The 14,777-nt window shown below is 34.6% G+C and carries 5 protein-coding genes and 1 pseudogene; 5 read left to right on the top strand and 1 reads right to left on the bottom strand.

Features of this window, described 5'->3' with window-relative positions; translation table 11 throughout:
- Positions 1–42 precede the first annotated feature (42 nt).
- The 5 genes and pseudogenes from M3204_RS15455 (at position 43) to M3204_RS15435 (ending at position 14,389) form a co-directional block, all read left to right on the top strand.
- Complete coding sequence (locus M3204_RS15455) at positions 43–1,884, top strand: hypothetical protein (RefSeq protein ID WP_251483337.1); 1,842 nt, start codon at positions 43–45, stop codon at positions 1,882–1,884.
- Positions 1,881–3,416 (top strand): hypothetical protein, encoded by a 1,536-nt coding sequence (locus tag M3204_RS15450; RefSeq protein WP_251483336.1) that lies wholly within the window; start codon positions 1,881–1,883, stop codon positions 3,414–3,416. Before M3204_RS15455 ends, M3204_RS15450 begins: the two co-directional genes overlap by 4 nt.
- Complete coding sequence (locus M3204_RS15445) at positions 3,413–8,716, top strand: FtsK/SpoIIIE domain-containing protein (protein ID WP_251483334.1); 5,304 nt, start codon at positions 3,413–3,415, stop codon at positions 8,714–8,716. Before M3204_RS15450 ends, M3204_RS15445 begins: the two co-directional genes overlap by 4 nt.
- Before the next feature lie 632 nt (positions 8,717–9,348).
- A complete protein-coding gene (locus M3204_RS15440) occupies positions 9,349–11,943 on the top strand; it encodes an McrB family protein (protein ID WP_251483327.1) in 2,595 nt (864 codons plus the stop codon).
- Positions 11,915–14,389 (top strand): annotated as a pseudogene (locus M3204_RS15435) (DUF2357 domain-containing protein). Before M3204_RS15440 ends, M3204_RS15435 begins: the two are co-directional and overlap by 29 nt.
- A 65-nt stretch (positions 14,390–14,454) precedes the next feature.
- Here M3204_RS15435 and M3204_RS15430 read toward each other — a convergent pair.
- Positions 14,455–14,691 carry a hypothetical protein gene (locus M3204_RS15430; RefSeq protein ID WP_251483326.1) on the bottom strand — a complete coding sequence of 79 codons (237 nt, stop codon included), beginning with the start codon at positions 14,689–14,691 and terminating at the stop codon, positions 14,455–14,457.
- Between the last annotated feature and the right edge of the window lie 86 nt (positions 14,692–14,777).

Below are 14,777 nucleotides of genomic sequence, written 5' to 3'. Positions count from 1 at the left end.
TAAGATAAATTAGTAGAAAAATTGGGTAAAGGGGGAGGTATTATGGTGATAAGGAATGCTGATTGGGTAAACTTTCTTAGGCAATATGGACCGATTCCAAGAAATGATAATATGTACGATGAAGCAATCCAACGTTCAATAGAAAAGAAAGGTATAGAGCCAATTAAAGTTGAACCTGAGTACCTATCTGGCTTAATAGACAATTTTAAAACAGGATATCCTAGATCAGTAATTTTAACAGGAACTGCTGGTGATGGTAAAACATTTTATTGTCGTGAGGTATGGTTGGCTCTTGGTGGATCCAAAGAAGATTGGGATAATAATGAAACTATTAAGGTGCTTCCACTTAAAAATCACTCTTTATACGTTATTAAGGACTTAAGTGAACTCTCAGATGACAATAGATACATAATTTATGACATGGCTGAATCCATTAAACAGGATAATGGTAAGGTATTTTTAGTTGCTGCAAATGATGGTCAGTTAATAGAAAAATGGAAAACAGCCGAATTTAACTATATTGTCTCAGAGGTTGCAGGTTTCATTGAAGACCTGTTGGTTAGTGAACAACAGTACAAGGAAGGGTATAATTTACAACTTATTAACCTTAGTAGAACAAATTCAGCTAAAATATTTCCTAAAATTGTAGAGTCTGTAGTCAATCATCCAGGTTGGGATGAGTGTCAAAACTGTTCATTTAAAGAGAATGAATCAATATATAATAGATGTCCAATATGGGAGAATAAGAAGCGCTTAGAAGGTGCTCAGGACGAAAAGATTCTCCAAGAGAGGCTAATTGATTTACTAGAGTTATGTGAGTTAAATGAGGTTCATATTCCTATAAGGCAGCTATTATTATTAATTTCAAATATGTTATTAGGGCATCCAGAAGCTAGAGATAAGTTAATGAGTTGTAGCCAAATACCAAAAATATTAGAGGATAAATCTTCTTCAAGCGCCAGCATATATAGAAATATATTTGGTGAAAACCTGAGTAAGCGGCGTAGAGAAACAACAGATATCTTTTCAACTTTAAATAGGTTTGGAATTGGAACTGAGAGTAATAACTTCATAGATAATATCCTTATATTCGGAGAAGATGATCCTGAATTAAAAGACATATTTAATAAGTATATGACATCTGATGAATTTTATGGTGCTGATGAGACCTATAAAGGTGACCAAAAAGCTTATCTTGAGGGTGAAGTAAGTAAAGATGAAAGTGATCGCTTTTTAAACAGATTAAGGTCTCAAAGACAAAGATTATTCTTTACTGTGGATACTAACGATATAATAGAAATTCAAGTTTGGGACTTAACTTCATTTAAGTATGCCGGAGAATTTTTAGAAAGTGTATATAGACGCTTAGAGAATGAAAAACGGGTACAACCGAAAATATTAGGTAGACTTGTAAAAGGTATAAATAGGATATCTACTGGCTTGCTTACTAAAGATAGTGATGTAGTTTATCTTTCAACATCCGGTAGCCACTCTCAATCAAAGATAAGTAGGGTGTATGAAACGGAGATATCAGTTCGGCCAAATAGAGGAGAGAGTGTAAATATTCTTCTTGAAAATGGAAAACCTGTTTTAAATGTCAATATGTCTTTAAGTGATGAAATTGGACCTGTGAGTTTAAAGTTACACCTAGTAAGATACGAATTTATCTCAAGAGTTGCTGAAGGAGAACTACCTGGAAGTTTCTCGCGGGAGTGTTATGAGGACTTACTTGCATTCAAAAGTAGGTTATTAAATCAATTAGAGTATCGTAGAAAAATAGAAGGAGCGTATGAAACAGATCCAGATAGGTTAGTTTTAGAATTACTTCGTATAAATAACGAGGGAATGCTTTATAGACGTACGGTGGAGGTGGATTTTGAATGATGGAAAGATTGCCACGACCCAAACGGATTGATTCAAGTATGTGGGTAGACGAAGCAATATGGGGACATAGATTTTACGATGAACAATCACCTTGGTTGTGTATTATGGAATTTTTAAATGTGCTTCAGTCTGAATATCAAGATGGAAGGGCATTCAAAGAAGGTGCCTTTAACACATTACGTTATACTGCATATCCCCGAATGTATTTAAGAAATATTCTATTTAATAACCCACAAATGGAACTTATTGAGAGGAATTTCCAAAATGATAATAATTCACAATGGAATGCCTGGATTGATGAAATGAATAAAAATAGTGGCGGAATGAATGTAGTAGATTTTTCTTACTTGAAGAAAAGGTTTACAAGTTATCAAGATTTTGTAGAAATAATTAATTTCCTCCGTTCGACTACAATAGAGGGTGAAAATAATAAGAGATGGAGTTCTCAATTTATTTTCCCATATGGTCCCGATTGTTTATATGAAGACCTAAGGGTTACGGGAAATAGTATAAGTAATGATAGGAGATTCTTTGGTAGAACAGGAGAACTACTTTATTTAATGCTATCTAGGAGTAACAAAAAAGACGATATACTTAAATATCTCACTAATAAAGTTCTTGATGGAAAGTCACCTTTTAATCGTCTTGTTGCACAACTTCAACCAGAAGGTGAACAATATGATGGAGATAAAAGGGAAGGTGGATATTTGCCGTACTCTAATCTGCCTGAATACGATTCACTATCTGAGGATTGGATAAATTTATTTAATTGTAATATGCCCAATTATGATGTCTTTCCACACTTAGTTAATATAACTGGTTTACATATGATAATTTATTTATTAAACCGTTCTAAAGAAGTATTAAACGATGTAAACAAAACAACATTTATTTTAGAAATTATTGCACCACAAAAAACAATAATCCGAGACTTGGCTTCTGATTCATATTCTCAAAATAATAACCTTTCTAAACAAACAATAGAGGAATATGTACTAGGTATTAAAAATACTGAAGAATGGAACCGAGTAATTACTTCAGGAGATACTTATGAGGCTGCTAGAGATTTGATTGTAAAAGTATTTTCTTGGAAAGATGATGATAAAGCAAAAGCTACTACCGCAGATGGTTTATTGGATGAATTCTATAAAAAAGCTAGTGCAAGACATAAACAACATGTTCAAAACTTCCATAGAGTATGGGGAAGAGAAATTGGATTAGTTTCAAAACGAAGTAGTAGAAGGCTAAGATATGCCCCTACAGATTCATTACTTAAGGCATTAGTTTTAAGCAATGTAGAAACAAAAATGGAGTTTCAAGAGTTTTTAGATTGCTTATACAAAAAGTATGGTTTTATTATTGGAGATCGTCAAGCTGGATCATTATTGGAAACAGGCCAAGCGGATATGGAAGCCTTTTCTGAAAATGCAGTTAGATTAGAAGAGAGGCTTTCAAGTATGGGTCTTCTTAAACGGTTATCAGATGCTTGTGCATATGTTGAAAATCCATTTGTAAGGGTGGTAATAAGATGAATCAACTCGATTTAATTGGGAAAGTAGCTACAGAATATCTTAGAGCTAACCTTAATATGGATGGTGAATCTGAGGGTGTTGCTAGGTTTTTACTTGATAGGTTAACAGGGAGACAAGTAGCTAGAATATGTGAGGAAATTTTATCTGATATAGACCTAAGTTCCTACATTGAAATTAAGGTACCATGTAAGTTAGTCGAGGGCTATAACCTTCCTGAAGAAGTAACGACAGATGAAAAAACAACATATTGGAGAAATGCACCATTAAGTAAACCAGCAATAATTCTTGCCAATACTAATGATGATCAGGGTCAATCCTTAAGGGATATTACGACAATAGGAGCAAATGATTTAAAAAGCAATCCGGAGTTTTGGGTAAATATTGCAAGTGCAGGATTAGCACTTACTGCTGAACAGAAAAAATATTGGAAGCAAGCACTAAATGGTTTGCAATCTATTAGTGATTATAGTTTAGAAAAATTTAGCCAATATGTTGTTGAAGTTAGAAACAAGATTTTAAACGATAGCGTACCACTAATTTCAGCTTTAGGGTGGGCACTATCTTCGTTGAGAATCCCACGGGATTCTGCTCTTTTTGAAGCGATTCCAGAAAAGTATCTAGGACATAAAAATAGATGGGCTGATCTTTATCTAACTTCAATAACTAAGCGAGCGTGCTATCTGATTAAACAGTATCCTAATAGAGAAATTATTGAAAATGAAGATTTACAATCATCATATAATAAAGTGAAAGAAGATATTCCTGATCATGTCCAACCCATTATCGAAAGTTTTATTCAAGCAAAAACTGGTTGGACTATGGAGTCTGAAGCTCTTGCTGATTTTGAGTGGGAGCGAGATAGTGTTTATATGTTCTTTTCAGGCATTAAAACAAAAAAGGTAGATTTGGGCACTCAAACATTAGAACATTTAGAGGATGAATATTCAGATATAATTACCCAGGATGATAGAGATTATCTTGATACCCTATCCAAAAGAACTACAACAGAGCCTTCTGAAGAAGATAGAGAGTTTTACGAGACTCATCGCCAAGAATTGGATACTAATCGCTCACTAAAATCAAAATGGGATAGGTTTGTATATGGTAAACCCATAGAATGCGATGATTTTATTATTGGTCTATTAGAAGCAGTTGAAAGATTATTTTCACAAAGTGAGAATATCTCAAGTAAGAAAAAACTTAGAATTAGAACACAAAAGAGAAATAGTAAGAGTTCATGGTTAGAATTAAATGCAAATGTAGGTTTATTTTTTAGTACTAGGTATAAGGGCTTAGATAGACTGACTCACCCAAATATTATATGGGATGTTCACTGGCTTTTTAAATATGATGAGTTACTTGAAGATGCAAAAAACAAGCCAAAGTACCGAAAAAATATCTCAGTATCACAAAATTCAATTCAAATTAAATTTTATGTTGAGTTAGAATATGAAAATGATATGTATCCATCACACCAGGTTCAGTTAATTTGGAAGGGTGACCCAAATAAAATAGGTCTAGAGCTTCGTAATGACTTATTTAGGCTAGATAAGAAACCTTTTCCATTATGTAGGGTTTCGAAAAATCCAATTAGTAAAAAAGGGAAATTGCAAGGAATATCTTTGAATGATGTGGGAACTTTACATGCAGTGTATAGGCAAAATAGGGGTTCTTTAATAGGGGTTTATAGTACCGATAATGATCTGAAACATCAATTTACAATAAAATTAAATGAGACTCTAAATGAAGGACGTTTATCAAGAGAAGGATATGAGGAAATAAATAAATCTTGGGGAAGTTTTTCTAAATTATATAAAGAAGCATTAAATGGGTTTTTGGTAGATGGACTTTCGTCCGAAATGTTGTTACTTCAATGTGACGCTTATGATAAGTTACTTAGAGCATTAAGAGAACATGCTTCAAGTGACAAAAATAGGGTTGAATTATGGCAACCAATTTTAAACATTGGTAATGTACACGTTGATGGAACCCAGCCTATGTCAATCATAGCACCTTGGCACCCTATGAGATTAGCATCTTTAGCTATCAAAGCTATTCAATTTGAAGGTTTAGTAAGGTATATTCTTGAATCAGAAGAAGTTGATTTTGGGGATTCGAAATTGTTCTTTTCAGATTTAAAGCATGATTTTACCCAACCATATTATCCGGAAGTAACTTATGGTTTTAGAGGGAATGAGCCTGAATTACTCTCAATATCCGATACAGTGAATGATTATAGTTTAATGGAAATGCCTGTTAAAAAGTTTAGTGATCAAGAAACAAATGAAGATCCAAAAGAAGCTAGTTCTAAAGTTTCTACATTAGTACAAAAATATATTGAACTTCAACCACATGAAAGTACAAATCTAAGTGTTGTTTTATATAATTGTGATTCAACTAGATTACCAAAAGCAATTGTAGACTCCCTATCGTTATTACGTGATAAGAATGACGATATTCGATGCCAAGTCATATTACGTCATAGAAATATGGATAAGCTTAGTGAATTATATACCAAAATGGTTGAAAATACAGACAGTGATCCAGATAAATTCGTAGCTAGTGAGGAATCAAGAGACTTTATGGCTCGTCTTCGAATAGGAGTAATGGCTGATCAAGCCCCACTAAATGAATTCAATGATGAAAAACCTTCAGATATTGTGTTTTTACAAGAGGTTATTTCTAGAGAAGCAAAATTTGTATGGTCCCCAGTAAAAAAAGGTAATGTTCAAGATTTACTAAAACACTATCCTCCTAGGTGGTCAAGAAGGAGACCAGCAGCAAAGGATGAGTTGAAATCAACAGCTTATCTAGTATGCCCAAGTCAACCTTCAGTAGGCTGGTCTTATTTAACAGCTGTACAAGGAGTATGCGAAGCAGTAGATACAGAACAAGATAATTACTACTTACCATCTCGTCAAATATCATTTCAAAATGAAGAAACGAGAAGTATTTTTGATGAAGCTCATAAAATTGGTGAATGGGTTGCTAATTATGATGAGTTATTAGATCAAAGGTTATTAAGGAATCAAGGTGTAAATGTTATTAAATATCAACACAACCAATCAATTGGACCCAATTTAGTAGTTTCAACTAAGTCAAAATTAAATTTACTACAAATACTCGTTAAAAGAAGATTAGGTAATCTTAACCTTGGTTTAGCAGATGAAGAATTAGTGAAATTAGCTGAGCTTTTTATTAAAGAAGCAAATGCATTATCAGGGGATATAGTATTAAGGGCTGCTAAAAGAGGTAAATTTGCAAGTGAACTTTTGGGTGTTGTTTTAAGTAAACTGTTAATTACTTCTGAAATTGGAGAATCACAATCAGTAGGTTGGTTCTTTTTAGATGACTATGCATCTTGGCTCGGTAAAAAAGAAGAACAAATAGCTGATATATTAGCGTTATGTCCTAGAGAGGAAAATGGAAAGTTATATTTACAAGTAATAATTTCCGAGTGTAAATATATAGATATAAAAGGATTAGCGAATGCCAAAAAGACTTCTCAAAAACAGTTGAGTGATACAGTTATAAGAATCAACAATGCATTATTTGGAAGTCCTAGTAGATTAGATAGAGATCTTTGGCTCGCAAGGATTAGTGATATGTTAGTTGAAGGTGTGGAATTTTTCCAAGATAGTACTCTCTCATTGGAAGAGTGGAGGGAAGGTATTAGAAAAGGTGAAATTCCTATTGACTTAAGAGGTTACTCCCATGTATTTGTATCAAGTTCCTCAGATGAAAGTAACTTAGAATGTGAACAGATACAACTAAATAATATAGATAACTGTTACCAAGAAGTCTATAACAGAGAAAAGGTTAGGAAGTTAGCATTAGGTATTTTTGGTGGTGAACCGTTGAATGATATTCGAAAAGAAATCGGAGACGAAAGACCTTGGGAGTTACTGGAGGCAGTAAGCCCGAGCACCGAAATTAATATTGAAAATACTATATTCAAAAATAAAGATCGATCTAGCACAGAGGCTAGAACAGATAATAATAAGGTTGATACAGATTTGAATAAACAAATTGGATCTGAAAAAGAAGAGCAAGGTACATCAGGTTTTAAAAATGAAATAAGTGACTCTCATTCAGAATTTGGACAAGAGGAAAAGTCTTTTTGGGGTAGTCCTGCTTTAAAAAAATGGATAGATAATAATGATAAAGCGTCCTATTCAAATAATGAGTCAGAAGAGTGGCTAAATGAGGTCGAGAGAAAATTAAAAACAGCTTTAATGTCGTACAACTTACAAGCGAAGGTATTGGGATCACGATTAACACCTAACTCTGGAATAATCAGATTAAAAGGTTCAGATAACTTGAAAGTAGAGGATATTGAAAGAAAAAAGTCACAATTATTAACAACCCATGCTCTGGAAATTATTAACGTAGTTGGTAGACCGGGTGAAATAGTTGTATTTATAACAAGACCGGAACGTCAAGTTATCTATTTGAACGATTTATGGAACAGACGTAAAGTGGAGCAAATCCTGCCTGGTATGAATATGAATTTCCTTATAGGTGTTAAAGAAGTAGATGGAGAATTGCTTTACTTAAACTTAGGTGGTCAGTTTGAAGGTTTGCAACAACATGCACCACATACCCTAATAGCAGGTGCTACAGGTAGTGGTAAGTCTATTATGATACAAAATCTTATCCTTGATATTTGTGCTACAAATTCAAAAGAAATGGCCAAGGTTTATTTAATTGACCCTAAGTTTGGGGTTGACTACCAAAGTTTAGAGGACTTACCTCACTTAACTGAAGGTATAATCATTGACCAGGAAAAAGCAACCTCAATATTAGAATCTTTAGTATCAGAAATGGAAAGTCGTTATCTTACTTTTAGAGATAATAAAGTGCCAAATATTAAAGAATACAATAAGAAAGCCCCGTCAGATAAAAAAATGCCATTAATTTTCCTGATCCACGATGAATTTGCTGATTGGATGTTAGTAGATGAATATAAGAACACTGTTTCAGCATCTGTTCAGAGGTTAGGAGTAAAAGCAAGGGCAGCTGGTATTCACCTTATATTTGCCGCCCAAAGACCTGATAAAGATGCTTTACCTGTACAACTAAGAGATAATCTAGGAAACAGGTTAATTCTTAAAGTTGAAAGTTCAGGTACCTCAGAAATTGCATTAGGTGAAAAAGGGGCAGAAAGGTTGCTAGATAAAGGTCATTTAGCAGCTAGGCTTTCCGGAGAATCAAGCTTAATTTTTGCACAGGTTCCATTCTTATCAAGCGAAGATTCATTTGATGTTGTTAGTGCAATTAAACAAGGAAAGTTTAGCTAAAATATAAATTATTTTTTAAGAAGCCACTAATAAACTAAATAAAGTGGCTTCTTATTTTTATATAATGATAAATAATATAAATAAGTGGATCATTTTTCAATACTTGATTGAAACAGGATGCAGAAAGCGAATAAACTTCTCTGGTAGATAAATCAAAAAGTTTTGGGAGTACAACGGAAAGCAGTAAACAAATTAATCAAAACTATGCCGATTACCATGTAGAATCGTAGAGAGGATGATTTGACAAGCTTTTTGAATGGTACTTTTATGTTTAATTCTTTGATGTGAAGAAGATCAAGAAATTCTTTATAGATGGACTGGGGAAATTGTTGAATAATAGTTATGTGCATTTCGAAAGAAGAGCTAAATTGGAAAAACGTTTAAACATTTGTGTTTAAGAGAAGATTCCAAAACCATGTTGAAAAGATTAGATGCTATACTAAAGATTCTAGTCAACATCCATTTATAGTACAATTTTACATAAAGATATTAAGGATTGAATTAAAATAGATGATAAATATACTACAAGTAATAGAACCAAACTTCCTATAAATTTTTTTTTGAAATTATTTAGTTTTTTAATTTTCTTACAGTCTTACTAATACTCTTAATAAAGATAGATAGGAGATATTATGAAAAAAAGAATCCATAGTTGGTCAAAAGAAAATATTTCACAACTAATAGGTACAAAAAAAGTGGATTGGTCAACTTTTATAAATGGTTCACCTATACCACTTGAATTGCACAAAGATTTTGTAATAGCTAATCAAGGTAAGAAATTATCTAGAGGGGAGAAACACAATGTCACTTTGGTAGTAGGGGATTCTTCATATGACGCTTACCTTACAAACATTGATAGGAAGAATGTACAATCAGATTCTCTACAGTTGAGATATGACAATAATAGGGATTTTAAGCAATTACTTTTGGAAACATTTAAATACTCTTATAAATATATAAATAACCACAGAATTACTAGCAATAATAAAACTATTGTACTTCCTGATGAACAAGCAGAATATATAGAATTCTATAAAACAGAGAAGCCATTTGTTTATAGAGTAGTATTTAAAAAGCACAATGAAAAAGACCTTGGTGAACCTTTTAGAAAGATATTTGTTACAAATGAGGTTGCTAATCAAACTTTTGATTTTATACATGATACTTTAGAGAAGCTCGGTGTGGAATCATATGAAGATGATCGCCTTTCAATCACATATAGAAAAGACAAAAATGGATTACATATTAATTATTGTAGTTGGATTATCTTAGGTTTTTATCGTTCTCCAAAAGGGAGAATCAAATACAGAATCCCTTTAATCGGTAGTTACTTGGAAACTATAGAAGAACTAAATTACGAATCCAAGGAAGCATTCTTTAAAAGAAAAGATGAAGAAATACAAGTGTTTACTGTAATTTTTGATCATCAAAAAATAAGTGAAAATGTAGAAGTCTGGAATGCATTTAATAGGACCCTAGACTACATCAAAGAAAGATTTTCAAATCAAACTATATCTCAATACAAGGAAAGTAGAAACGAGCAATTAGCTAGGGCGGTTTATGATAGAACCTATCGCAATGTTCTTTTAGTCGAAGGTCTTGGTGTACAAGAATTAAATTACTGGTGGGTTAATCAAGGGCAGACTTTTAAGCAAGAAAAAGAAGGTGGCTTCCTTTGGGCACCTCAAAAATCTAAACAGGGTATACCATTACCACATCATGTTAATTTAGTTAACCCTCGACCAGGTGATTTTGTTTTTTGCTATTCTGCAAGAGAACTTAAATCTATTGGTGTCGTACAACAAGCAGCTATAGAAGCAAGTAAACCTTCGGAAATTTCCAGTCATGAATGGCAGGAAGAAGGTTACTTATTAAAACTGGATTATTTCGACTTTGTTCCTCCTATCGGGAAAGAAACGATTCCTCTTGAATGGAGGTTAAATGAAGGCGGCCCTTTCGATATTAACGGAAATCTTAAACAGGGGTACTTTTTTTCATTAACTAAAGAATTTGCACGTAAACTTTTAGAACAGTTTAAAGAGAGAGTTCCAATGGAGGTTAAAACCATCTTGAATGATTATGTTAGTGACCCTGATTATATGGAAGTAAAAGAGAAAAACCCTGTTTACTTATCATCAAAGGAAATAGTTAATCATGTCGATGCATACATCAAGAGCAAGGGCTTTTATTACGAAAAGGAAGAAGTAATCAATCTGTTCTTATCCTTAAAAACCAAACCCTTCGTCATCATTTCCGGTATTTCAGGAACAGGAAAGACGAAAATAGTTCAATGGTTTGCTGAGAGTGTAGGGGCGACCGAAGAAAATGGTCAATTTAGTTTAATTCCAATCCGTCCTGATTGGAACGATGGTTCTGATTTGCTTGGGTATGTTGATATAAAGGGTGATTTTAAAGAGAGGCCTTTAACGAAAGTAATCCTAAAAGCTAAAGATAATCCGGATTCGCCTTATTTTGTTCTTTTAGATGAGATGAATCTTGCTCGTGTTGAGTACTACTTTAGTGACATTTTAAGTGTGATGGAGAGCCGTAAGTGGGAGAATGGTGAGGTTGTTTCTTCAACTCTTTTGTCAAGTGAAGTTTATGGTTCTGACCTTACTCTTCCGAATAATCTTTTTATAATCGGTACGGTTAATATGGATGAAACGACGCATCCATTCAGCAAAAAGGTATTGGATCGGGCAAATACGATTGAGCTGAATCGTGTTAATCTTGATAACCTGGCCTTTTTAAGTGATCTTGAAGAAGTGGAGCCGAAAGTCATTGGTCAGGAGCGTTTTGCTTCTAAGTATCTTCATTTGAAAGATGTTTATAAAGAAAATAAAGAAATAGTGACCAGGGCTACTGATGAATTGGTTAGGATCAATGAATCGCTCCAGTTGATTAATGCGCATGTAGGATACCGTGTACGGGATGAGATCTGTTTCTATCTTGCTTACAATGATGAATCAAATTTAATGAAGTTTGAAAACGCATTTGACCACTGCATTTTACAGAAGATCCTTCCGCGAATTGCAGGCAGCGATACGAGAGTGGAACAATTGCTCAGGGGACTTTATAGGCAATTTACGAATCGAGAATATGAAGAGGATCAGCAGAATGGCCAAATTGATATTCAAAAAGCGAAGTATCCGCGAAGCGCAGCAAAGGTTGCTGAAATGCTTGGGAGGTTAAGAAACGATGGCTTTACTTCCTTCTGGATCTCGTGATGATGTTGAATTAGTGAAAATTGAGACTGAGAATCTTTCATTGGTGATAAAGGGAAAACCTTACCACGAACGATATGAAGGATTATGGCAGTATAAAGCTATGGATCGTCATGATGTAATGGATTTTACGGTAAGTGGAGATGGCGTTCAGGAGATCAAGATTTATGATATCACCAATCAAGAACTGGTAACTCCCTCTGAGCAAAGGCCAATCTTCTTTGAAAATGGGGTCTATCAGCTGATTGTCGTTCCGAATGATGATCGTGAGTTCACTTTTTATCACGAATATCCTCTTATCAGACAAGCCGTCTCTCCGGTGTCAATTGGCAGCCAATCTATTTTAATGGGAAATCTGCAGTTTCAAAATGAGGTTGGATTCACAACTTTCGAAATAAGGGCTGATGGTAAGACAATCCTTGAAGTCACGCTGGAAATTTTCCCTGTTAAACTCGATTATAAAAAGGATTATCAAAAGCTTTTAGATGAAGTAAATGATGAAATCTATAACCTGGCTTTTCATTTTATCCGAAAAACCTATTTGGGTGCCAGATTAAGGCTGGAGGGAAATCCGTCGAAAGCGGAATTTTACCGGCTGATCAGCGAACATTTTCATCAATTTCTCCAGGCTGTTGCGAGAATTGAATTCCAGCCTCATCATAAATTGGAGAAGACATATGAAAAAGCACGAGGGGACCAGCTGAGGAAGCAGGACTCTGTCAGCAGGAACTTTTTACGGAAGCGTGCGAACGTCTTTGTCGATGTTTCAAAGGGGATTGCTGTTAATGGCAGGACGGTGATGCCTTCTGAAGGGTTAAAAATCAAAAAAGAGCTTACATATGATACTTTGGAGAACCGCTATGTTAAGTGGATGATTGAGCGAATCAAACAAAAGTTGGATGATTTATTGGACTCCATTGTGAGCAAAAACAGGTGGACCAGAGAGAAGCCAGATTATGACTTAGTTGAGAAAATTGAATCCATGTCCAAACAGTTAATGTCAAAGCTGAGCAGTCTTTTTTGGAAGTCTGTTGGCAAGCTGGACCGATCGGTTTTGAGTCTTGTTCTGCAAATGGCACCTGGTTATCGGGACTCTTTTCAAATCTATTTAACAGTGTCAAAAGGATTGATGCTGCAGGGGAACCTCTACCGAATGTCGGTGAAGGATGTTGCCACTCTCTATGAATATTGAACCTTCTTGAAGCTCGGACAGATTCTTGGCCGCAAGTATAAGCTTATCAGCCAGGATATAGTTCAGGTTAACAGGGAAGGACTGTTTGTGAATCTGGAAGCAAATAAAACGGCCAGGAGGATATTCAGGCACCCTGTTACAAATGAAGAAATCATTTTAGCGTATCAAAAACGGGAGACTAGCTTGCCGACCGTATCGCAAATACCTGATACGATGCTGAGCATTGAGAAAAAGGGAAAGGATTACAAGTACCATTATATTTTTGATGCTAAGTATCGAATTGATTATGCCCAGGAAGACAGCTTTTATCAGAAACGATATAATACACCCGGTCCGATGGAAGATGACATTAATACGATGCATCGCTATCGGGATTCGATTGTTTCCACAAGTGGAGGTCCATTTGAGAGAACTGCTTTTGGAGCTTATGTGTTATTCCCATGGTTTGACGAAACCGTCTATGAAGAGCACCATTTTTACAAGAGTATCGATAAAGTGAACATAGGCGGGCTGCCTTTCCTGCCGAATGCTACAAATATGGTTGAACGGTTTGTAGAAAGATTGATCGATAAGAGCCCTGAGGAGATTCAAAAGGAAGGTATTCTTCCAAGAGGGGCACATGAAGAATGGAAATCTAGCCTGGATCAAACGGTGTTGGTAGGGCTTGTTTCCGATCAAGATCGTTATGATCAATTCATCAAGGAAGCCTATTATCAAATTCCTGTAAAGCAATTAAGGAAAGGCTGGCAGGAAGCTGAGTATATAGCCTTGTATGTTAAAAATAGCTTAAATATTGATAATGGCATTCAGCTTTACGCCAAGATCAAAGATGTCAGACCTTATCATGATGGTACTGGTGAATATATGCGTTTTCATGTAGTTGCCTGGTCCAAGTTAAAGCAGAACATAAGGCCTGTAAATTATGGCATATCAAGCTATGTGATTACGACCTTAAAAACTCTAATAGAAGCGCAGGAACTTCCTGAATTATTCATGAAGTCCAATGAAGAGATGGCCATATGGCGGATGCTTAGGAGGGTCTCTGATCAAATCAAGATTGACCTGAACCACGAGAATCTTGATTACGCTTCTAGAATATCAGAGTATAAAATTAAAGATATCAAAGTGATCATAGATAAGCAGGAGAGCGTAATCAGGTTTATTCAAAATAACGCAGAAGAAGCAGTTTCAATTGATCAATTAGAGAAAAATCCTTCAGGAGTTTTTAAGAAATTGATGGAGATGCTTCAACAATAAAGAGATTTAAAGGCAGACTAATGGGTCTGCCTTTTGCTGTTTCTGTTAACTTGAATATTTACTTTCTATCCGAGTTTTGGTTTACACACTTTGCATGGTTGAACGGATGGATCGTTTAGCTCTTCAAGGTGTGCCAAAGGGTGATAGTAACCGTTCTTCTCCTGATTAATGATCACTTTCAAATCAAAATTCTTTTTTGTGATATAGGAGCAGTTTGTCTTATGAAGCTTGTTACCAGTAGCGGTGTCATAAACGATTACATATGGATATTTTAGTATTTCAGCAAACATCTTTATAGTCATTAATTCCACTCCCTTTTTCTATGAATATATCACTTAGATTAGCTGAATGGTATAATTTAACTAAAATATATTCTGAATTGAGGGAA

The sequence above is a fragment of the Mesobacillus subterraneus genome (genome assembly GCF_023715485.1).
GTDB lineage: Bacteria > Bacillota > Bacilli > Bacillales > Cytobacillaceae > Mesobacillus > Mesobacillus subterraneus_B.
The sequence above is the reverse complement of the archived record's forward strand: the minus strand, read 5'-3'. Positions and strand labels throughout refer to the sequence as shown.

What these genes read in the sequence shown, in the direction of transcription:
- M3204_RS15455 (WP_251483337.1), top strand. Translation starts at nt 43, where the DNA reads ATGGTGATAAGGAATGCTGATTGGGTAAACTTTCTTAGGCAATATGGA.
- M3204_RS15450 (WP_251483336.1), top strand. Translation starts at nt 1,881, where the DNA reads ATGATGGAAAGATTGCCACGACCCAAACGGATTGATTCAAGTATGTGG.
- M3204_RS15445 (WP_251483334.1), top strand. Translation starts at nt 3,413, where the DNA reads ATGAATCAACTCGATTTAATTGGGAAAGTAGCTACAGAATATCTTAGA.
- M3204_RS15440 (WP_251483327.1), top strand. Translation starts at nt 9,349, where the DNA reads ATGAAAAAAAGAATCCATAGTTGGTCAAAAGAAAATATTTCACAACTA.
- M3204_RS15430 (WP_251483326.1), bottom strand. Translation starts at nt 14,691, where the DNA reads ATGACTATAAAGATGTTTGCTGAAATACTAAAATATCCATATGTAATC.